We start from the raw sequence: 19,770 nt of genomic DNA on the forward strand, positions 1-19,770 counted from the left end.
TTTACCACTGCCTAAAGGAATAGATTAAACAGATTTGACTTGGCTGGGAATAACGTTAAACGAGTTGAGCAAAAATCGGTTTCCGACTCGGCTCACTTTCAGCGGACATAAAATTCTACAACATCTTTTTTAATTTTGATATCGTAATTGCCAAAGAAATCGTGACCGAGCAGACCTATTGGCATTTGTTTGGCGATCGCCACTTCGACATTTTGGATCACAGCACCCCCAACCCGAATCGATCGCACCAGACCGATCGGGAACTCGACAACGCTACCGTCAGCGATCCCCGCTCTCACGGTACGCACCGGCCTTACTCCCAGTGCAGTAGCCATCCGCTGAGAAATCAAAGTGCCGCTCGCCCCGGTATCGAGAATCATCTCAAAAGTCTTGTTGCCGTTAAATACCACATCAATCACCGGCGTCCCGCCTGCGCGACGCTTGATTTTAGCTTGAAATACCTGTGGATTCCCCGGTGGCTTCGCCCGTTGATTTGCAGGCGTTTTGGCACCAGGATTGGATGGGTTCCAAAACTGAGAGTACAATTTGCCAGTTGTGAATCCCGATCCCGTTATAGTGCGATTCCCTACCCTTCGGGAACCCCTGCGGGGAACGGGATAGCTCCGCCGCGCGTGCTGCTGGGAACTCACATCGGGAACCAATGTCATCACCTGGGTTTCTGGCTGATGTGAATGAGAATACACCTCGCCGCCCCCCACCGAGCCCACACCCACCAAAACAGTCGCAAAAACCAAGCCCGATCGCCAAATCCGCTTGAGAATCACTTTTGCCATTAATCTAAATACCTTAATTAATTAAATATGTCGAACAACGACCGCCATTGATATCCTAACTTGCTCCAGAAAACCCAGCGCCCGAAGAGCCTGATCAGATCATGAAGAAAACTTGGCAATTTTTAAGCGATCGCATAACATCGAAACACAGATAAACTTATAAACGGCAACAGGCTGTAATTGCAGAGCCTTGTTGGAAATCTTGAAATTAAGGATTTGGGGGCGATCGGCAATGCACAAACTTTTATATTTTGCGACTATAGGACTACTAGCTTTCTCGATCGGAGGATGCGGTGGCGACGAGGCCAACAACATAGTCAGCCCCAGCCCCAGCCCCAGTGCAGCCTCTCCATCTCCGGCAGCCACTGCCAGCCCCACCCCACCAGCTCAGGCTTTCCCGTCCCCAATAGTAGCCGCCCAGCCTCCTGGGTTAATTCGATCGACCAACCCAGACGAACGAGCCAGACAGGCTCAAACAAATATCGGCGACAAAAAGGACAGGAATCCAACGCTTCCGCTTCAGCCGGTGCCCCAAGGCCCTGTGACAGCCAATCCTTCTCAGTTAGACCCCTTTGGGCCGCTGCCGCCGATCGTATTACAAATCCCTGCAGGAGCCAACGGAGCGGGTGGGACTACCTCAGAACTCCCCAAACTTCCACAGCGACAAGTTGCCGTGCTACCCGAACTTCCCGAGTTATTGGCTCCCCCCCCAATTAACAGGCCCGGTCAGACGGTTGCTCTCACCAGCCCACCCGGCGGTCGAGCGGGCACTCAGCAAGTACCAGGTCGAGGGCGAGGCTCTTTACTTCCCGGAGGTGATGGGGGGCAAATTGGCTCGCCGCCCCTTGTTCCAGGGCTAACTGCTCCTCGGTTAGGTGGCGGTGGCAGAAATGGTTCCTTACCCGGAGGCACCGGGGGACAAATTGGCTCGCCGCCCCTTGTTCCGGGGCTAAATGCTCCTCAGTTAGGTCGTACTCGTACCTCCCCGCCTGGACTCGAACCCATTGCAGCGAGACCCATAGGAGTCCCGGATCTGCCGGAACTGCCAGTTGACAAGCGCCCGCCCCAATGGAGAGACCCCAATGCCAGGGTAGCAAGAGGTCCAGGCACCGGTCGTCCTGGAACTGGGCCAATAGCAGTTAGACCCCAAGATGCGCGGAATCGGCCGACTCCCCGTCCTCCAGCACCCCCGCGCCCGCCCCAGCCAATAGCAGCGAGACCTATAGGAGTGCCGGATCTGCCGGAACTGCCAGTAGACCAACGCCCGCCCCAGTGGGTAGACCCAAATCCGCCGCCTCCTCCCGTCATCCCAGTAGTTCCGCCACCGCCTTCTACTGACATCGCTACAGGCACTGAAGTCAGCGGGGTGGTAAAAGTCGGGAACGAGACGCAAGTGATTGTCAAAGTACCGAATGAACCCACCAGCCGATATGTCAAAGTCGGGCAGCGGCTGTCTAACGGGCAAGTGTTGGTGAAGCGGGTCGATCTCAAGCAAGGAGCCGATCCGATCGTGATTCTGGAGGAAAACGGCGTTGAGGTAGCCAAAGGTGTTGGCGAAAAACCCGCAAGTCCCCTACCACAACCGGCCAATGCAGTTATTAGCCGTCTCCCAAATCCGAATAGCTCAGCGCGACGCTGAAAATTGACAGTAAAGCAGGAAAAATGCTAAAGGCAAAACTTAGAGTTTTTGCCTTTTTGCATTTAGGGCAGATCTCGAACCTGAAGGTAAAATTAGTAAAGGGATTAAAAAATAGAGGACTTTTCAGCGAGTATTAGCTTCTAGAAAATCTCTATTAGTAATTAAAGTTAAAGGAGATCGATCATGCTCGGTTCAATTCAAAAAGTAGGGATGGTGATATTAGTTGCTTCTTGTATCGGCAGCGCCACTAATCTCTTGAATCCCCAGCCATCAATGGCTCAAGCAACACCTGATCCAAAACCCGAAGAAGGAAAACGCTCTCCCTTCTGCCAAGGAAACCCTCCGACGGGGAGAGTGAAATGCAATTACGAGGGAGGCGATAACTACGAGGGAAACTTCGTCAACGGCCTGCCCGACGGCACTGGAGTCTACGTGTACGCTAATGGGGATCGCTACGAAGGAAATTTTCGGAATGGAGTGCCAAATGGTAGAGGGACTTTCATTTTTAAAGATGATGCCCGCTACACAGGTGTGTTCCAAGACGGCACAATGAGATCTGGGACGGTCGTGTTCCCTAACGGCGAGCGCTATGTCGGAAACTTCGCAGTCGTCAGGAACGTTCAGACTGATGCCATTAGCAGTCAACCATCAGGGCGGGGTCAGTTTTTTTATACCAATGGCGATCGCTATGAAGGACAATTCTTTGCAGGTTCGCCCTTTGGCCCTGGGGTATTGGTGCGGGTAGACGGCACTCGCTGTTCCGGCAGATTTTTCAATCAAGAACTTGACGCTAGTGTCACCTGCACTTTCCCGAACGGTACCCGCTATGTAGGAGAACTGCGAAAGGGAGTACCCCACGGTGTCGGAACGATGATCGATGCTAGAGGTAGGCGCTTTCCGGGGGTATTTCGCAACGGCAAGCCCGGAGTTTCGTAAAGGATAAATGATTGAGGTTTTCAGCCAACTTTTGACAACAAATGGGACAAAAGACAAAGGGCAGAAGAAGATAATATCTAACAGCGCATAGGAGAAAGTTGATTGATGATTTCCCGTTCTTGGATCAGTGGAATCGCTTTATTAGTTGCATCAGTGTCGGGAATTGGTAGTTACGCGACTTATCCCTTGCCCTCAATGGCGCAAGGAACAGAAGCTAAAACCGGTCGCTGCGTGCCAGCTATCGCTACAGGTAGAGTTAGGTGCGATTATGACAGTGGTGATAGCTACATCGGACAGTTTGTGAACGGTTTGCCCAGTGGCACTGGGGTATACATATATTCCAACGGCGATCGCTATGAGGGGCAGTTCCGTCTGGGCAAACCAAATGGTCGAGGACAATTTATATTTAAGGACGACGCCCGCGTGGAGGGCATATTCCGAGATGGCAAAGTTAGTTCCGGGACAGCTATTTTTACTAATGGCGATCGCTATATAGGGTCGTTTTCTCTCGATCAAAAAGTAGGCGTGCCCACTGGACAAGGGCAATTCATTTTTGCTAATGGCGATCGCTTTGTGGGTCAATTTTTAGGGGGCAAGCCTTTAGGTACGGGAGCGTTCACCCGGGCTGACGGCAGTCGGTGTTCGGGACAGTTCTATACTCAAGAACTTGATGGCAGGGGTAACTGTTCGTTCTCCAACGGTATCCGCTATCAGGGAGAGTTACGAAAGGGATTGCCTCACGGCAAAGGCACAATTATCGATACCAGAGGCCGGCGAATTCCGGGAGTATTCCGTGAGGGCCAGCGGGTAGAGCAATAAACTGGGAATAAGTGCGATCGGTTAGTAAGGGCAGGTTGAGGGCTAATATTTTTTGCACAAAACCTGCCATTGCTAGGTGTTAAAGTCAAAACTATTGATAACTTAGGACCTGCTTTTTCTCAACCGAATTGCTAATGTTAAATATCCACTTAATGGAGTTAATGGAGGCGTTTTGATATGACAACTACTGCTTCTGCTTCCGGCCGCACCGGCCAGTTTCCCTTCGACTTTGCCCCGCAGCGGACTCAAGATGCTGATTTGTTGCGACAACTCAATTTTCTGCCCGGTTTGAAGGAAGTCTTGACTTTGCGCCAAGTTCATGCTTTGGAACACGCTACCGTTTGGGTACTGGGCCAATCGTTTGGTGCGACGACAGCAAGAACCGATAATGAGTTATTGGGCGGGATGTCCACAGACCAAGGGTTTTATCTTTATGGCCACGTTAACATTGCACAGTTGCGTCAGGCAGTGCGCGAGGCTTTGCAGCGGATTGCCAGCGGAGAGTGGGATTTAGCTGTACATCCCCGCTGTGGCACAAATGTGTCGGTGGCAATGCTGCTAACGGCAGGACTTGCTGTCGGCATCAATTTAGCCCTACCTCGCGGGCCCATTCTGCAACTGTTAGGTTTGGGTGCAGCGGCGGCGGCTGCGGCTCAGTTAGCTCCTGATGTGGGATCTCTGGCTCAGCGTTACGTCACAACTGCTATTCCGTTTAATTTGAGTGTGGTTGATATTACTGTAAGTCACGACTTCTGGGGACGCGAAGCTCATTTTGTTCGGGTGCGTTGGGTTGAATAGTTGCACAGTATCAAGCCCGATCGATATATCTAACTCATCTGCGTTAATCTGTGTTTATCTGCCTGTATCTGCGGTCAAAAAAAGAGAATTTTGCAACCGCAGATGACAATGGATGAACGCGGATTCACGCAGATGAAAATCAGAGATATCTGAATAATTCTGATGCAGCGCGGATTTGATATAACTAATAATAATTAACTCATGAATTCTGGGTCATCGAAGATCCTAAATGCGATCGGGATCTACTCCTAATTCTCGCAACCTCACCGCCAATCTTTCAGCCCGTTGGCGATCCACCGCAGCTTGCTGCTCAAGTTCCTGGAAGCGAGCTTGTTCTGCTTTAATCAACCCTTCAACTAATGGCGGAGACAGTATTTCATTCACTGATAATGTCAGATTTGGAAATACTACAGACACCATTTGTTGCCCCGGCACAAAATCTGTCTGGGTATAGATGTCTTCACCTTCAGGAAAGGCTAGAACTCTCACCAGTTCCTTGTTAGGTGTAGGGTCAACAATTACATATTCAGGTACGTTAGCTAGTTCGTACTCAGCTCGTTTAATCACATAATCTGCACGCCGATTTTGACTCACTACTTCTATGACTAACAGGGGCTTTTCCTCAAAATCGAGGATACCCGAACCTGGTCTAGCAGCAGCTTGTTCCAAAAGACTTTGAGTGCAAACAACTACATCAGGAATCCGAGAGATATCTTCTTCTGTTCTTACTCCCAGCCCTGTTTTTGCTACTAAGTCAAGATTGTGTTCCGCTAGGTAACGCTGCAATTTGTAAACTAAGTATTCGCAAATTTTGATATGTAAAACTGTTGCGGTTGGCATCGGAATTAATTTGCCTTTGTACAGTTCATATTGTAGATCGGAATCAGTTTGATAAAATCGGTATTCTTCAAAGGTCAAGGTGGGTGAAGTATCAATTTGCTTTGATTCAACAACTGGCACTACAGATTGAGACATATCTTTTCACCGATGTCGATATAATTCTATTATATTCAATCTGCCTCGATCTGGGTGCAGTTGCGGTTAAAAATTCCCACTTATTGATCGCACTCGCCACCCGAACAGCCAGAGAATAGTTGAATAGTGTAAAATCAACTTGACGATCGCCCCGACAACTCGACCTCACCCTTCCATACACCATCCGAGTTCCTATGTCAATCAAAAAAATTCTTTCCATAGCGCTGTTAATTTTTATCCCCATTTCCATCGCTGCTGAGTATTTGCACTGGGGTTCCCTCGCAGTTTTTATTACATCCGCTTTAGGCATTATACCTCTGGCTATTTGGTTGAGCACAGCAACAGAAGAAGTGGCGATCGTCACAGGCCCCTCCATAGGCGGCTTATTAAATGCAGTCTTCGGCAATGCTACAGAATTAATTATTGCCATAGTTGCCCTGAAAGCCGGCTTAATTGACATTGTGAAAGCCAGCATAACAGGTACAATTATCAGCAATTTGCTCTTAGTCATGGGATTTTCCATGCTGCTAGGAGGCATACGCTACAAAGAACAGGAATTTAAACCGATTATCGCGCGGGTGAACGGTTCCACAATGACTCTAGCAGTGATTGCAATTCTGCTGCCGACAATGGTAATTTATACCTCCAATGGAGTCGAACCCGCAGCCATTCAGAATCTTTCCTTAATAACTGCGATCGTCCTAATTGCAGTTTACGCTTTAACTCTCCTATTTTCATTAAAAACGCACAGCTATCTTTACGATGTTGGCCTACTAGAACTAGAGTCAGAAAATCTTCAAAATACCAAAGAGGAATCTACTACGCACAAACCGAATTTGTGGCTGTGGATAGGGGTGCTAGTTGCCTCAACTGTTGCCGTTGCTTTTGAATCAGAAATTTTCGTTGGTGTTGTCGAAGAAACTACCAAAGGATTGGGATTAACGCCTCTGTTTACAGGGGTAATTCTGTTGCCGATTGTTGGCGGCGCCGCCGAATATGTAACTGCGGTGGGAGTTGCGATGAAAAACAATATGGATTTGTCAGTTTCTGTCGCAATGGGTTCGAGTTTGCTAGTTGCTTTGCTGGTAGCGCCGGTGTTGGTGATTATCGGGTTAGTGATTCATCAGCCGATGGATTTAAACTTCAATCCGTTTGAAGTAGTTGCAGTTGCCATTGCCGTGACAATTGCTAATCTAATTAGTCTTGACGGGCGATCGAATTGGCTCGAAGGAGTGCTGCTTTTAGCAACATACATCGTCTTAGGAGCCGCATTTTACTTTCACCCCATTACTTGATTTCTCGTGGAACAGGCACTCCGGCCTGTTCCACAAAAACTCAATTAATTTTCTTAACTGGTTCCTAGGCTGTGCCTGGTAACGAGTAATAACTCATCTTGTTTCTGGTTTGTTATTCCTCTTTGTCTTCTGGCCTTAATTAAATAAAATAATTTTTGGACAGAAAGTAGTTAGGGACAGCGACATTGTTGAACAGGAAAACACTCTTGTCTGCAACTTCTTTTTCTGCCTTTACGATCGCGACAATCAGAAGTATCCCGACATTCTACCTGATCTTGACAAATTTGCTGACGGGGAAAAGTACCTAAGTTTTGTATAGAAACTTCAGCCGTAAGCGCACCCTGTTCTATAACTTGGTCATTTTCTTTAATTTCATAGAGAAACTTATTTTCTCCCTCTAAAACCGAAAAAGTTCTTGTTTTGTGACTGTTACCCAACTTGAATCCAAAATCCTCGGAGAACTCACCTTTATTGTAACCTCGGTCTGTGTAAGGATAGGGGTTAGTTTCCATGCCATCAGTCACATTTTTAATCATTACCCTTCTGTTAGGGCCGGGAGGAGTCTTGCTGGAGACAAATCGAGCGCTTTGCGAATCAGGGGAGAAGACAGTACCGGCACATGGACCTACATATTCAGTGCGCTTAAATTGAATTAAATTAATATTAAAAGCGTTTTCGTTTTTGACCCTAAATTGTGCTTCGCTAGTCTGCTGGGCGCTAACTGTGAAAGCTGCTAGCGCCAAAAAAATTGCCCCCAGAAAAATAGCTAGAAATTTGATTTGTGGGTTCCCCGTAACAAATCTGGCGTGTTCCATCTCTCTCTACCTCTCAGGTGAATAGATAGCATTTTATTTAGAAGTTATTTTAACTTGAGAGCTGATGTGTTGTCAAAGTAGATCTAATAGGTTTCTAGTGAGGACTTGAGTCTTTGATCCTGAGTTGCTAAAGGGAAAACTGAACTCCTGAGTGCGTGCGAACTTTGTGGAGTCAGGAATGAAGTCCTGAGTACGAACTTAACTACCAAGTTACTCGATCGCGCCATCTCTCTAAAATCTTGTCCCCAATGCCCTGAACCCGCGCCACGTCGTCCAAAGAGGTGAAAGGTTGCTGTTGCCGCGCTGCAATAATTCTCTCGGCTAACTTCGGGCCAACCCCAGGCAAGGTTTCTAATTCTTCCTGAGTCGCGGCATTCAAATTAACTAACTTTTTACCTCCAGCAATTTGAGGTTTAGCACTCGTCGCTTTTGATGCTGCTTGTAGTGAATCGCACTCTTTTTTCTTAGCATCAATTCTCTGTTTGATTCGGGCGGGGATTCCCAAAATTGCACCTTTGTAAAGCCGATCGAACTCCCGCTCAAAATGGGCTGCAACTACGGGACTCTTGATCGCCAGCAGCGTCTCGTCATTCCCGTGATTTGCCGCCTCACTCCAGTTGTGAGAACCTGTAAGCACCGTTTTGCCGTCCACAACGCCGAATTTGTGGTGCAGGCGATCGCCCATTGGTAACAGGGGTACTCCCACCGTAGTCAGCGGCTTTCTCCAAGGGCGATTGTCAGTTTCTAACCCGCAATCTTGCATCAAAGTCGCCCCCATCATATCCAACCCTTCACTGTAAGAGCGATAAATAAAATTAGAGTCAATTAAAGCTCGCACCGCAACTCCTCGCCCAGCTTCAATTTCCAAAGTATTTGACAACCGCTGAGCCGAAAATACAAACAATGCCAAATCAACCGACTTTTTCGCACTACCCAAATTTCGATTTATCAAACTGTTAACGCTTTTTTCCCAAGGCAAATTCTGGGAAGTCGGCGAAAATTGCACCGCCACTGTCGCATTCCCTACTCTTACTTTTTGCACTTGACGAAACGGCTTTTTAATGCCAAAATTGCTGTCCGGTTTGCCTCCGGGCCCGTCGCCCCACATGATGTTAAATTCTTGAGTAAATAGTTGCGCTAATTGAGCATTTTCAATTTTCACCAAATTGTTCGCATTACCCCGACTTGCGGCTGTCTTGAAATCGCCATGTATATCGCTTGTGGTAAAATTAGCAGAAGTGACGATTACCGTTTGGCCATCAATTACCACAAATTTGTGGTGCATCAAACCGCTGCCTTTACTGCCGTCAGCAGTGTCATCAATTACAGGAATACCCGCATTTTTGACAATTACCAAAGCATCATTTTGCTTGATTTCATCGGCACTCAATTTACCGTCTTTATTGGTATCGGCAAGTTGCATAAATTCGGTATAACGATCGCGCTCTCTTTCCGGTAATTTCACCAACTCCTGAGCTGTAAAATCACTCCAAGGGCGACTATAGATATGTTCGACAATTAATCTCACTTTAATTCCCGATCGCTGTCGATCGGCCAAAACCCTCGCAATACTAGGCAAGCGAAACTCCTGAACCGCTACATCTACCGTCGATCCAGCACTGGCGATCGCCACAGCGATCGAGTTTTCTAAATCATCTCCAGGTCGAGTTTGCTGGCGGTAAGGCTCTGTATAACTCGAAGCGATCGACTGATTGAAGTATACTTGCAACAAGGGGTCTTGAGGCAATGGAGCCAGACTGAGAGGTAAATTCTGCACGTCTTGCTTTGTTTGTCCGCAGCCCGCCAGATTGATCGCCACCAGCCCAGCACAGCAGAAACCGAGTAAATGATAATACACTACAGCCACAAAATTTTAATAAATATAGAGGTTATTAGCCTTCTCACAGTTCAAAGCTATTGGATCAAGTAAAGTTACAACCTATTAAATTTATGCAAGGGAACAGATTTTACGTCTTGTAGAACTGCCTCGATGCCGGAAGCATCACTGGTAGGGTAGCAGCATTCAGGGGCGTGGGTCAAACCCTATACCGCTGCTTTATGGCTAAAAGAAAAAGAATTTTTCCGTGCGGTCACAAAGGATATGGTAAAGCGTGCCATCGCTGCACGCAAGAGTTGGTGGCGCAGCAGCATTACGTTGAAGTGCTGACACAAAAACAAACCAAAAAACAAGAGAGGGAAGCATCATTTGCTAGAGATATCATCGATCTCAGAGGTCTGCCCGACCACGTAGTCACTAAAGCCCGGGCAATTATAGCAGCTTTGGGCGAAAATAAGAATTACAGAGATTTCGGCGGCAAACGCCTGCGTCACAACCGTTTGATAATCAGTATTCCTGTAACTCGCAACTACAGAATGCTTTGTGAAGATTGCGGCACTTTCTTAATTCCCCAAAAAGTATTGTCGCACGAAGACTACAACGTTTGCAAACCAGGAAGTTAGTCATCAGTTATTGGTTATTGGTTATTGGTAGCCACTCACAACAATCAACAGTCAACCGTCAACCGTCAACCGTCAACATTCAACAATCAACAGTCAACAGTCAACATTCATTAATTAGTTATTTATCATGCAAATTTACCTCGACTATAGTGCCACAACACCCGCACGCCCAGAAGCGATTCAAGCCATGCAAAAAGCCCTGACTCAGCAGTGGGGAAATCCTTCCAGCTTGCACGAGTGGGGACAAAGGGCGGCGACAGCTTTAGAATTAGCAAGAATGCAGGTTGCTAGCTTAATTAACGCGCTACCGGAATCGATGATTTTTACCAGTGGTGGCACTGAAGCTAACAATTTGGCAATTATGGGAATTGCGCGTCTTTATACAAAGCCACAGCATATTATTATCTCCAGCGTAGAGCACTCCGCAGTAGCAGAACCGGCGCGACAACTCGAACAGTTGGGATGGGAAGTAACGCGCCTACCGGTGGATAAATTTGGGCGAATTCACCCTTTGGATTTGCAAGAGTCGCTGCGATCGAATACAGTGTTAATTTCCATCATTTACGGACAAAGCGAAGTTGGAACGCTGCAACCAATTAAGGCATTAGGACAAATTGCGCGCGATCGCAATATCATGTTTCATACCGATGCAGTTCAAGTTGCCGGCAAGCTGCAAGTTGACGTGCAGAAACTGCCCGTAGACTTGCTTTCGGTTTCCAGTCACAAACTTTACGGGCCACAAGGTGCAGGCGCGCTTTATGTGCGTCCGGGAGTAGAATTAGTGCCAATGTTGGGCGGTGGTGGCCAAGAATTGAAAATGCGTTCCGGGACACAAGCGCTGCCGGCAATCGTCGGTTTTGGGGTGGCGGCGGAGTTAGCATTGCAGGAAATAGATGTGGAAACGCCGAGGTTAATTGCATTGCGCGATCGGCTTTTTGACCGATTATCCCACGTACACAGTTTAGTACCAACTGGCGATCGATATTTCCGACTCCCACACCACGTCAGTTTTTGCATAGTCTCCCCTTCCTCCCGCCCTTACCAAAAGAGAGATACAGGGCGAATCACAGGCAAAACTCTCGTGCGGCAGCTAAATTTAGCAGGAATTGGCATTAGTTCCGGTTCTGCTTGTAGCAGCGGCAAACTAACTCCCAGTCCGATATTATTAGCAATGGGATATGACGAAATCGGCGCAGTTGGTGGAATTCGCTTGACTCTAGGACGAGAAACCACAGAAGCTGATATTGATTGGACAGTAATTGCGATCGAGCAAATTTTGGATAGATTAATGCCAAAGGTAGCATTATCGAGGCGTTAGGAAGGATTCTGATCTTGAAAACACGTCTACACACAAAAAAGCCACTTGATATCATTTACACTAAAATAAAATCACCATCTATTTTGGGGAAAAAGCAATGGTTACAAAACTGCAATCTCCCGACAAACAAAATATCATCTACCCCGACGATAATGGCGAACCAATGTCAGATAATACCGAGCAGTTTCGATTAATCGTTTGGATTAAGGAAAATTCCGAACTATTGTTTGCAAATGACCCGAATGTTTTCGTTGCCGGCGACTTGCTTTGGTATCCCGTTGAAGGAAATAATAAAATTTGCCAAGCACCAGATGTGATGGTAGTTTTTGGCAGACCAAAAGGTTATCGTGGTTCCTATCAACAGTGGAATGAAGATAATATTGGGCCACAAGTTGTGTTTGAAATTTGGTCGCCGGGAAATCGGCCCGCTCCGATGATTCAAAAGTTCAAATTTTACGAACGTTATGGTGTGGAAGAATACTATTTGTACGACCCACAAACATTAGAGTTGACTGGATGGCAACGTCAAGAGGAACAATTAGAAGCGATCGAACAAATAGACGGTTGGATCAGTCCCCGACTGGGCGTCCGGTTTCAATTATCTGAAACGGGACTCGAAATGTTTGGGCCGTCTGGAGAAGCGTTTATGAGTTTTGTGGAACTCGCTCAATTGCGACGACAGGCGGAAGCGCGGGCTATTGAGGCAGAGCAACAAGCTCAGCAAGCAGAGCAACTGCGACAACACGCAGAGCAACAAGCTCAGCAAGCAGAGCAACGCGCCACTGACACAGAAACTTTGCTCGAACAAGAACGATCGCGATCGCAAGCTTTAGAATTAAGACTGCGAGAAATGGGAATCGATCTAAATCAATTGTAATAGATGATTCGGCGGTGGAAATCGTTGAGTCGCTTCGTGTGTGTAGACGCAGTTTCAACCGCCAAACCATCGAATCATGATAAAATAAATCCCGGTGTTATTCACAACTCCCCAAAATGGAAGAAAACCGCGCCCAAGCCTATCTGCAATTAATTCACACTCTGCTGAATTGCCCCAATGGAGAGGAACCGCAGATTTTACAGGATAACTTAGAATTACTCGATCGCGGATTTCTGGAAACTTGCGAGTTAGTAGCATCAACCTTGGCAGAACAAGGAGGCGAGAATGGCGCTAATTTCCTCCGAAATCTTGCCAGCCAGCTATGGCAATTCATCGATAGGAACGATGAGGGAGATAGCAATAACTCTGAAGGTGAAAAGCCCCAAGAGTATGCAAACTTTTTCCTAGAATTATTGCAAGCAGAACAAGATAGCAATGGCGATATTGCAGTAATTTACCCCATGCTAGATCAACGGCAACATCTTCTCAATGCCCGTTTTGCCGATATTTTACAGCAAGTAGCGCAGAAGTTAATTACCGGCGAAAACTCAGAAACAATTAGCTCAATTATCGGTATCATTGAAAATTTGAGTGTTCATATTAGTGAATTTCCCAGTGGCAATAAAGCGAACAATATTGAAATTGCCATTACTGGTTATCAAATAGTTTTAAATAATCGGGAACCTGGGAGCGAAAAATGGACGCAAACTCAAAATAATCTGACTAATGCCTACAGTAACAGAATCAACGGTTAGCTGGCGGAAAATCTGTAACGGGCAAAAACCAGGTCGTTGAAACCGCGTCTACATAAACCAAGTCCGCCTATGCGGAGAAGCGAGATAATTCAGAAGTGTTGAAATCCTCCATCGAGCTTTAATACAATATCAGGATAAACACCGCTGCTATCAGTCAACCAGATATCGGTGCTCTCGGTAGCTATTCCCACAATTGCGGCTCCATTTCCTATTTTTTCCACCAATAACTCAGCATTCGCGATCGGCAAAAACAGCACTAACTCGAAATCTTCCCCGCCGTATAATGCCCAATCTAAAGCTTTTTCGGTTGATAGGATTTCGCTGAAAATATCGGGAATTGGTAGTTTTGTACGATCGACTTTTGCGCCAACACCGCTAGCCCGACAAATTTGAATAATCGCATCAGCTAAACCGTCGCTGCTGTCCATTCCGGCGATGGAAAACTCACCCGCAGAATCTAAAATCTCCCAAACAATCGGCAAAACATCCAGCCTCGGTTTAGGGCACTGGTGAGCGATAATTAAAGAAGCTCGATCGACCTTTTCCAGATTTTGCCCGAATTCTGGATTTAACAGCAATTCTAATCCCGCGCGGGAGGCTCCGTGAACCCCAGTAGCGACAATCGCCCAGCCCGATCGCGCATTTGACCGACTAATGGTACGATCGCACTCAACTTGTCCGAAAGCAGTAATCGCCACAGTCACCACGGGCGATCGCACAACATCCCCACCGACGATCGGCGTATCATATTCTTGCAAGCAAGCCGTCATCCCCCGATAAAACTCTTCAACCCACTCCACAGCCGTATCCGCCGCCACAGCGAGGGCTACAGTCACCGCCAGAGGTGTTGCTCCCATCGCAGCCAGATCCGACAAATTCGCCGCTGCGGCGCGCCATCCTGCGTAATAAGGCCCCGTAGTGCGATCGCTAAAATGCACTCCATCCACCAACATATCTGTAGTGATAGCCAGAGATTGGTTGGGAGTTGTAGGCATGACAGCGCAATCATCACCAACTATTTCTGCGGGGCAGAATTTTTGCAATATTCTTAAAAGACCTTGTTCACCGATATCTTTAACTTGCATAAATTTGAATTAGTCGATCGCACTTTCTCAATTCACCATTCCTTACCCGAACTCGGCGGCAAGCGCAACCTAGGAAACCTATAAAAAGTATCCCCTTCATCATCTACCTCTAAAATCGCCGAAAAAATCTTAACTTGCCGAGTTAAATACTGCTGAGCAACTTCAGCCTCAACCCTAGCACTAGCCGCCAGTTGAATCAGCGAAATTTGACTGTTTTGAGTTTCCAACAACTGATAAAAAGCCTCATCCAACCGCTGTTTTTGCTTGCTTTCATTCACATTTTTTACAATTAACAACCCGGCGAATCCGCCCAAACCCATTACCAATAAAAATTGTAAAATAGCCATATTCTCGATTGAATTCCTATTTTCAATAACGAAACTATAAAAATTATCTCTTCTTCCAGCCTGATTCCGGCGGGCTTTGTCTGTGTCAAATTGATTTCAATCGCCGTCATCTGTATTTAGAAAAGATTTCAATGCCTGTCACTATTGATTTTTTCAGCCCGCGCAGGCGGGCTTTGTTTCTGTAAAAGCGATTTCAATCGCCGTCACTTTGGTGTCAAAGCGATTTCAATCGCTGTCATTAATTAAACTTGAGGTCGCACCAAATTTTCGATTCCTTTAACTACCTTAGCAGATACAATCTTGTCTCCCTGCTTCAGTTGCTCCAAAACTTCTTTTCCTTCAATCATGTAACCAAAAACAGCATAGCGGCCGTCCAACAGATTCAGACCAGCGGGCGTGAGTTCAGGTTCAAACAAGAAAAAGAAAAACTGAGAAGAAGCGCTATCAGGGTCAGTTTCTGTACGGGCCATAGCCACAGTACCGAAAGCAGAAAAAGGCAAAACAGGTTCGTCACGATAACGCCCCGCATCTTCTAGAGTAATCCCGTAAATAGGTTCTTTTTCGTCCCTGACGAGCACTTCTAGCGGTATATTCCGGTATTTGCCAGTAGCTGGGTCAATAAAACCCTCTTCCTTGCCTTCGGGGTCTCCCGTTTGCAAAACGTAGGATTCTTCCGATCGAATAAACGGCAAACCGTCATAAAAACCTCGATCGACCAAATCCACAAAATTACCAGCCGTAACCGGGGCGCTGTAGCCGTCAAGCACAACAGTAATTTCCCCTTTTTCAGTTTGTACAGCCACAGTAGCGCGCCCTTTCAGTTGAGGCAGATTAGCATACTTGGCAGGCACTTCAAACGGAAACTTTGTCACCATCAACTCTTCGATTTCGCCTACCGAACCTAAGATTGTGGCTTTCAAGTCAATCACTTTGTCCCTGTCTTTAGCCTCAACAGCCTTTTCCAGTTGAGCAACTTTCTCCTTGACTCCTGCAACTAGCGCCTCAGCTTCCGGCTTTTTGGCGTCGGGAATACTCTCTAAAAGGTCAGATTCCCGAAGGTTGAGAATCCTGGAAGCCTTGCTGACATCACTGCTAATGGGCCCCCAACGTTTAGACCGTATGTGGTTGCCAATGTCTTCGAGACTGACTTGCAACTCTCGCACAGTCTGATTGTCAATAGGTAAAGCGAAGCGCAGCAGTGCCCGGCCGTCCGTAATTGCATTCCCTGCAGGCATACTGCTGCTGGGGCGTTTGGCATGGGAGACTGCACTGAAACTCAGGGACAGAGTGAACAGCAAGAGCGCTAAAGCGACGGTTTTGACCCAGCGCTTGCACGTATCGATCGAGAAATTAGGCCAATGCAACATAACTTTAACTTTTATTGCCTCTCTTATCTTCCCACAGCGCTGCCCGCCCTCTAAGCTGCTACCTATCTAAAGTGTCTGTGCGTTCGCCTAAAGAGGGGATTGCCCACTAACAACAGCGAACAGTCAACAGCGAACAGTCAACAGTCAACAGTCAACTGCCATTAACATTTCAGTAAAGCACTTGCTCCCTTTGAACGGTAAAATAAAATGCCAATTGCTTTTTGATGCCGTCAGCTAGACTGCGGCTTTAACCTGACCCGCTCAAAAACGGATACAATCCCCAGACTCCTGTCGTGGAGAGATCAAAATTTTAGACCAAGGTTCAATCTCCCAAATTCATCTGTGGAGTAAATCTAAAATCTAAAATCTAAAATCTAAAATCGACTGACTGTAGTTCCCCCGTGCCCAAAGGCGACGGGATTGCCCACAAAAATTTATATGATCTCCAGTAACGACTTTCGACCAGGTGTTTCAATTGAATGGAATAACGGCGTGTGGCGGGTTATCGAATTCCTCCACGTCAAGCCAGGAAAAGGCTCGGCTTTCGTGCGGACAAAATTAAAAAACGTCCAAACCGGAAACGTAGTAGAACAAACCTTCCGGGCGGGCGAGACTATGCCTCAAGCCAACCTGGAAAAGAGTGTGATGCAGCATACCTATAAAGAGGGCGACGAGTTCGTCTTTATGGATATGGAAACTTACGAGGAAAGTCGCCTCAATGCTAAGCAAATAGGCGATCGTGTCAAGTACCTCAGTGAAGGGATGGAAGTCAGCATCCTGCGCTGGAACGACCAAATCATGGAAGTGGAACTACCCAACTCTGTCGTCTTGGAAGTGCTGCAAACCGATCCCGGAGTCAAAGGAGATACTGCCACTGGTGGCAGCAAACCCGCGATCGTCTCCACCGGAGCTCAGGTTATGGTGCCTCTATTTATTTCCATTGGAGAACGGATTCGGATTGATACTCGTGAAGACAAGTACCTCGGCCGAGAGTAGAAACGAGGGAGGAAAAGGGAGTTTTTAGTTTTTAGTTCTGAGTTATGAGTTAAAGAAGTCCAAATTCAATACTCATCGCTCACAGCTTAAAAACTATCCCTTTTGCCTCCAAAGTCGTTGATGCTCCTAGCTTCGCCGGATTCGGAATTTTCAATTTTCAATTTTCAATTTTCAATTCTCAATTACCCTTGAATCTGCTGTGCAACTAGACTTAAACCAGCTTTGTGACTTGCTAACTGTATTAGACAAAACTGGCATTTCGGAACTGACTTTAAAAAGTGGGGATATTGAACTGACAGTACGCAAAGGCATTCTGGCAAGTTCACCAGGCACCTCTGCTGCGATCCCTGCTGCCGTGGCGACTGTCGCTCCGAGCCTGTTGGGCGCTGTTGCTAGCCCCACCTTAGCCTCACCTCCTGCTGTTGACCAAAATTTAGCAGCGGACCTGGCTGCCCCTGCACCGGTCGCTCCTGCCGCCGTGCCTGCTGCCCTGTCTGTCCCTGTCGATACCAAATGGGTGTCCATTATCTCGCCGATGGTAGGAACCTTTTATCGCGCTGCTGCTCCTGACGAGCCACCTTTTGTCAATGTGGGCGATCGCATCAAGGTCAGCCAGACAGTCTGTATTATCGAAGCGATGAAGCTGATGAACGAGATCGATGCTGATGAAGTCTCCGGTCAAGTGATGGAAATTTTAGTTCAAAATGGCGAACCTGTCGAATACGGTCAAGTGTTGATGCGAATTAATCCGGATTGAAGGATTACTTTATTGTTATGGACAGAATAAATGCTAATATTTCCCGATCACTTCTCTCCGGTGAGTTTGATGAAGTCATCCCAGCCTGTCCCGCAAGAGGTCGTGCAACAAGTTGCTGAGTATTTCAGTATTTTGAGCGAACCCATGCGTTTACGAATTTTGAACTTGCTTCGCGACGGCGAAAAATGCGTGCAAGAATTGGTGGAAGCTACTCAAACGAGTCAAGCCAATGTTTCTAAGCACCTAAAACTCATGCTCCAAGCTGGTATCCTCACTCGCCGGAGTGAAGGGACTTCAGCTTATTATAAGGTGCAAGACGAGTTGATTTTTGAGCTGTGTAATATGGTGTGCGATCGGCTTGCCAGCCGGATCGAACAGCAAGCCCTACACTTTCGGGCATTTAGTCTAACTACGAAGCACTAAAAATTAGTGCCCAGCCCCCTGTCATGAGTCATCAGCCATGAGTCATAAGTTATCAACCCCTACTCTCTGCCTTCAGACCGGTGACTAATGACTCCTAACTAATGACTCCTAACTAATGACTCATAATTACTAAAGGGGAAAATTTTTGTCAAAACTTTGGCGGGTACTCGGCTGAGCCACCTCCAAACCTTCGCCACCCAAAAGTTCTAAAGGCTTGCCTTCCACCGAAATCCAAACCTTGGTATTCGGTTGTAAACTCGTAGCCGTATAGATAACTTGCCCTAACCGGCCAGTCATCGAATTGCTCCCTCCCCCCGAAGTAAATTCGGCCGACAAATCGACATAAACTCCGTCATTTTTGACACTCAAACCCCTGAGTTTTGTCCCATTAGGAATTTCGCTAGAAACAGTTCCATCTTTCGGCCCAGCCAACAAACTGTTAAAAGCAGCTTGTAAAGCTGCATCAGGGTTGTCAGCTTGTTTGACAGCTACTTTCGTAGGAACTCCCTCAAATTTGCCGCTGGCATCTTTAACCCAGTAGACTTGCACTGTCTGGACATCAGTCTGCGGCAAAGGCTTTGGCTGCGGCGATTTTGGGATCAGAGCGTTAGGCGTCTGAACCTGCGGCGTCTGAACCTGTGGCGTCTGAACCTGTGGCACTTGTACAGGATTTGGAGGGGGTACCGGGATAATTACAACAGGGGATTCCCCAGGACTTGGAGACAGCGCCGGAGCGTTAGTCGGAGCGGAAGACGGCGTATCTGCGGGGCTTGGCGAACGGTTCGCGGTCCACCAGGCAATGCCCCCTCCCGTTAGTAAAGCCAACCCGCAAACACCGGCAATCACGGGTGTGGAAACGCGGCGTACTTCTTGTCCATCTTTCATAATACAAATTCTCCTTACAGATAGAGCGCTTGGGACGGTGAGGAGCGACTCCTGATCAGCTACATTTGTCTATGGTTAGATTCTGGAATTGACACAATTGCATTGCTGCTAGCGAAAACTTTATAGCAAGCCCAACATATTCTGAATCCGACTATTGGAATCCTAGACCATAATATAAGATTTCGCCCGTGGAGTATGTCACAGTATCTCGATCGGCATAGTGGCTATATTCTATAGTAATCATAAAAAATTAAAGAATAAAGGAATAAAAAATAAGTAAAAAGCAAGAAGGAAGGCAACGGAGGTAAGGAAGGTAAGGGATTTAACGGATTTAACGGATTTAACGGATAGCAACAGGTCTCTAAAAATATTTTCCCCAAACAAAAAGCGCCCCTATTTCTAGGAGCGCTTTTTGTTAATCTCAAGTTA

The 19,770-nt window shown here is 47.0% G+C and carries 20 protein-coding genes; 12 read left to right on the forward strand and 8 right to left on the reverse strand.

The window, feature by feature from the left end:
• Positions 1 to 98 precede the first annotated feature (98 nt).
• A complete protein-coding gene (locus tag QUB37_RS15610) occupies positions 99 to 794 on the reverse strand; it encodes a retropepsin-like aspartic protease (protein ID WP_333163448.1) in 696 nt (231 codons plus the stop codon).
• Positions 795 to 1,026: 232 nt separating this feature from the next.
• On the opposite strand from QUB37_RS15610, the gene QUB37_RS15615 reads away from it, so the two are divergent.
• The 4 genes from QUB37_RS15615 (at position 1,027) to QUB37_RS15630 (ending at position 4,986) form a co-directional block, all read left to right on the forward strand.
• Positions 1,027 to 2,433: a hypothetical protein gene (locus QUB37_RS15615; protein ID WP_333163450.1), complete on the forward strand. Its 1,407-nt coding sequence runs from the start codon at positions 1,027 to 1,029 to the stop codon at positions 2,431 to 2,433.
• Between the two features lie 183 nt (positions 2,434 to 2,616).
• The gene (locus QUB37_RS15620) at positions 2,617 to 3,369 is read left to right on the forward strand and encodes an MORN motif-containing protein (RefSeq protein ID WP_333163452.1); all 753 of its coding nucleotides are present in this window, start codon (positions 2,617 to 2,619) and stop codon (positions 3,367 to 3,369) included.
• A gap of 105 nt (positions 3,370 to 3,474) precedes the next feature.
• Positions 3,475 to 4,188 (forward strand): MORN motif-containing protein, encoded by a 714-nt coding sequence (locus QUB37_RS15625; protein WP_333163453.1) that lies wholly within the window; start codon positions 3,475 to 3,477, stop codon positions 4,186 to 4,188.
• Positions 4,189 to 4,365: 177 nt separating this feature from the next.
• Positions 4,366 to 4,986, forward strand: a complete 621-nt coding sequence (locus tag QUB37_RS15630) for a DUF6391 domain-containing protein (protein WP_333163455.1) — start codon at positions 4,366 to 4,368, stop codon at positions 4,984 to 4,986.
• Between the two features lie 225 nt (positions 4,987 to 5,211).
• Here QUB37_RS15630 and QUB37_RS15635 read toward each other — a convergent pair whose 3' ends face one another.
• Positions 5,212 to 5,961 (reverse strand): Uma2 family endonuclease, encoded by a 750-nt coding sequence (locus QUB37_RS15635; protein ID WP_333163457.1) that lies wholly within the window; start codon positions 5,959 to 5,961, stop codon positions 5,212 to 5,214.
• 194 nt (positions 5,962 to 6,155) lie between these two features.
• Between QUB37_RS15635 and cax the strand changes: the two genes are divergently transcribed.
• Positions 6,156 to 7,256 (forward strand): calcium/proton exchanger, encoded by a 1,101-nt coding sequence (cax, locus tag QUB37_RS15640; protein WP_333163459.1) that lies wholly within the window; start codon positions 6,156 to 6,158, stop codon positions 7,254 to 7,256.
• Between the two features lie 170 nt (positions 7,257 to 7,426).
• Here cax and QUB37_RS15645 read toward each other — a convergent pair whose 3' ends face one another.
• The gene (locus QUB37_RS15645) at positions 7,427 to 8,071 is read right to left on the reverse strand and encodes a hypothetical protein (RefSeq protein WP_333163461.1); all 645 of its coding nucleotides are present in this window, start codon (positions 8,069 to 8,071) and stop codon (positions 7,427 to 7,429) included.
• 202 nt (positions 8,072 to 8,273) lie between these two features.
• A complete protein-coding gene (locus tag QUB37_RS15650) occupies positions 8,274 to 9,938 on the reverse strand; it encodes a DUF655 domain-containing protein (RefSeq protein WP_333163463.1) in 1,665 nt (554 codons plus the stop codon).
• Between the two features lie 191 nt (positions 9,939 to 10,129).
• Here QUB37_RS15650 and QUB37_RS15655 point away from each other — a divergent pair, with 191 nt between their 5' ends.
• The 4 genes from QUB37_RS15655 to QUB37_RS15670 all read left to right on the forward strand — a co-directional run bounded on the left by QUB37_RS15655 (position 10,130) and on the right by QUB37_RS15670 (position 13,481).
• A complete protein-coding gene (locus tag QUB37_RS15655; protein WP_333072821.1) occupies positions 10,130 to 10,531 on the forward strand; it encodes a DUF7682 family zinc-binding protein in 402 nt (133 codons plus the stop codon).
• 127 nt (positions 10,532 to 10,658) lie between these two features.
• The gene (locus tag QUB37_RS15660) at positions 10,659 to 11,849 is read left to right on the forward strand and encodes a cysteine desulfurase family protein (RefSeq protein WP_333163465.1); all 1,191 of its coding nucleotides are present in this window, start codon (positions 10,659 to 10,661) and stop codon (positions 11,847 to 11,849) included.
• 97 nt (positions 11,850 to 11,946) lie between these two features.
• A complete protein-coding gene (locus QUB37_RS15665; RefSeq protein WP_333163466.1) occupies positions 11,947 to 12,726 on the forward strand; it encodes a Uma2 family endonuclease in 780 nt (259 codons plus the stop codon).
• A gap of 116 nt (positions 12,727 to 12,842) precedes the next feature.
• Positions 12,843 to 13,481 carry a hypothetical protein gene (locus tag QUB37_RS15670; protein WP_333163468.1) on the forward strand — a complete coding sequence of 213 codons (639 nt, stop codon included), beginning with the start codon at positions 12,843 to 12,845 and terminating at the stop codon, positions 13,479 to 13,481.
• Positions 13,482 to 13,570: 89 nt separating this feature from the next.
• Here the strand turns inward: QUB37_RS15670 and thiL are convergent, their stop codons facing one another.
• From thiL to QUB37_RS15685, 3 genes are all read right to left on the reverse strand, one after another.
• On the reverse strand, positions 13,571 to 14,566 hold the full coding sequence (gene thiL / locus QUB37_RS15675; RefSeq protein WP_333163470.1) for a thiamine-phosphate kinase: 996 nt from the start codon (positions 14,564 to 14,566) through the stop codon (positions 13,571 to 13,573).
• A 32-nt stretch (positions 14,567 to 14,598) separates the two neighbouring features.
• Positions 14,599 to 14,913: a hypothetical protein gene (locus tag QUB37_RS15680; RefSeq protein WP_333163472.1), complete on the reverse strand. Its 315-nt coding sequence runs from the start codon at positions 14,911 to 14,913 to the stop codon at positions 14,599 to 14,601.
• 242 nt (positions 14,914 to 15,155) lie between these two features.
• Positions 15,156 to 16,280, reverse strand: coding sequence for a peptidylprolyl isomerase (locus QUB37_RS15685; RefSeq protein WP_333163474.1), 1,125 nt, complete (start codon positions 16,278 to 16,280; stop codon positions 15,156 to 15,158).
• A 438-nt stretch (positions 16,281 to 16,718) separates the two neighbouring features.
• Here QUB37_RS15685 and efp point away from each other — a divergent pair, with 438 nt between their 5' ends.
• The 3 genes from efp (at position 16,719) to QUB37_RS15700 (ending at position 18,456) form a co-directional block, all read left to right on the forward strand.
• Entirely contained in the window at positions 16,719 to 17,276 is a 558-nt protein-coding gene (gene efp / locus QUB37_RS15690) for an elongation factor P (RefSeq protein WP_333058573.1), read from the forward strand.
• A 199-nt stretch (positions 17,277 to 17,475) separates the two neighbouring features.
• Complete coding sequence (accB, locus tag QUB37_RS15695) at positions 17,476 to 18,033, forward strand: acetyl-CoA carboxylase biotin carboxyl carrier protein (RefSeq protein WP_333163476.1); 558 nt, start codon at positions 17,476 to 17,478, stop codon at positions 18,031 to 18,033.
• A gap of 30 nt (positions 18,034 to 18,063) precedes the next feature.
• On the forward strand, positions 18,064 to 18,456 hold the full coding sequence (locus QUB37_RS15700; RefSeq protein ID WP_006631662.1) for an ArsR/SmtB family transcription factor: 393 nt from the start codon (positions 18,064 to 18,066) through the stop codon (positions 18,454 to 18,456).
• Positions 18,457 to 18,585: 129 nt separating this feature from the next.
• Here the strand turns inward: QUB37_RS15700 and QUB37_RS15705 are convergent, their stop codons facing one another.
• Positions 18,586 to 19,341 (reverse strand): GerMN domain-containing protein, encoded by a 756-nt coding sequence (locus QUB37_RS15705; RefSeq protein ID WP_333163478.1) that lies wholly within the window; start codon positions 19,339 to 19,341, stop codon positions 18,586 to 18,588.
• Positions 19,342 to 19,770 lie beyond the last annotated feature (429 nt).

The sequence above is a fragment of the Microcoleus sp. AT3-A2 genome, from assembly GCF_036705685.1.
Classification (GTDB): domain Bacteria; phylum Cyanobacteriota; class Cyanobacteriia; order Cyanobacteriales; family Microcoleaceae; genus Microcoleus.

Coding starts and splice junctions, on each gene's coding strand:
- QUB37_RS15610 (WP_333163448.1), bottom strand. CDS start 794: ATGGCAAAAGTGATTCTCAAGCGGATTTGGCGATCGGGCTTGGTTTTT.
- QUB37_RS15615 (WP_333163450.1), top strand. CDS start 1,027: ATGCACAAACTTTTATATTTTGCGACTATAGGACTACTAGCTTTCTCG.
- QUB37_RS15620 (WP_333163452.1), top strand. CDS start 2,617: ATGCTCGGTTCAATTCAAAAAGTAGGGATGGTGATATTAGTTGCTTCT.
- QUB37_RS15625 (WP_333163453.1), top strand. CDS start 3,475: ATGATTTCCCGTTCTTGGATCAGTGGAATCGCTTTATTAGTTGCATCA.
- QUB37_RS15630 (WP_333163455.1), top strand. CDS start 4,366: ATGACAACTACTGCTTCTGCTTCCGGCCGCACCGGCCAGTTTCCCTTC.
- QUB37_RS15635 (WP_333163457.1), bottom strand. CDS start 5,961: ATGTCTCAATCTGTAGTGCCAGTTGTTGAATCAAAGCAAATTGATACT.
- cax (WP_333163459.1), top strand. CDS start 6,156: ATGTCAATCAAAAAAATTCTTTCCATAGCGCTGTTAATTTTTATCCCC.
- QUB37_RS15645 (WP_333163461.1), bottom strand. CDS start 8,071: ATGGAACACGCCAGATTTGTTACGGGGAACCCACAAATCAAATTTCTA.
- QUB37_RS15655 (WP_333072821.1), top strand. CDS start 10,130: ATGGCTAAAAGAAAAAGAATTTTTCCGTGCGGTCACAAAGGATATGGT.
- QUB37_RS15660 (WP_333163465.1), top strand. CDS start 10,659: ATGCAAATTTACCTCGACTATAGTGCCACAACACCCGCACGCCCAGAA.
- QUB37_RS15665 (WP_333163466.1), top strand. CDS start 11,947: ATGGTTACAAAACTGCAATCTCCCGACAAACAAAATATCATCTACCCC.
- QUB37_RS15670 (WP_333163468.1), top strand. CDS start 12,843: ATGGAAGAAAACCGCGCCCAAGCCTATCTGCAATTAATTCACACTCTG.
- thiL (WP_333163470.1), bottom strand. CDS start 14,566: ATGCAAGTTAAAGATATCGGTGAACAAGGTCTTTTAAGAATATTGCAA.
- QUB37_RS15680 (WP_333163472.1), bottom strand. CDS start 14,913: ATGGCTATTTTACAATTTTTATTGGTAATGGGTTTGGGCGGATTCGCC.
- QUB37_RS15685 (WP_333163474.1), bottom strand. CDS start 16,280: ATGTTGCATTGGCCTAATTTCTCGATCGATACGTGCAAGCGCTGGGTC.
- efp (WP_333058573.1), top strand. CDS start 16,719: ATGATCTCCAGTAACGACTTTCGACCAGGTGTTTCAATTGAATGGAAT.
- QUB37_RS15700 (WP_006631662.1), top strand. CDS start 18,064: ATGCTAATATTTCCCGATCACTTCTCTCCGGTGAGTTTGATGAAGTCA.
- QUB37_RS15705 (WP_333163478.1), bottom strand. CDS start 19,341: ATGAAAGATGGACAAGAAGTACGCCGCGTTTCCACACCCGTGATTGCC.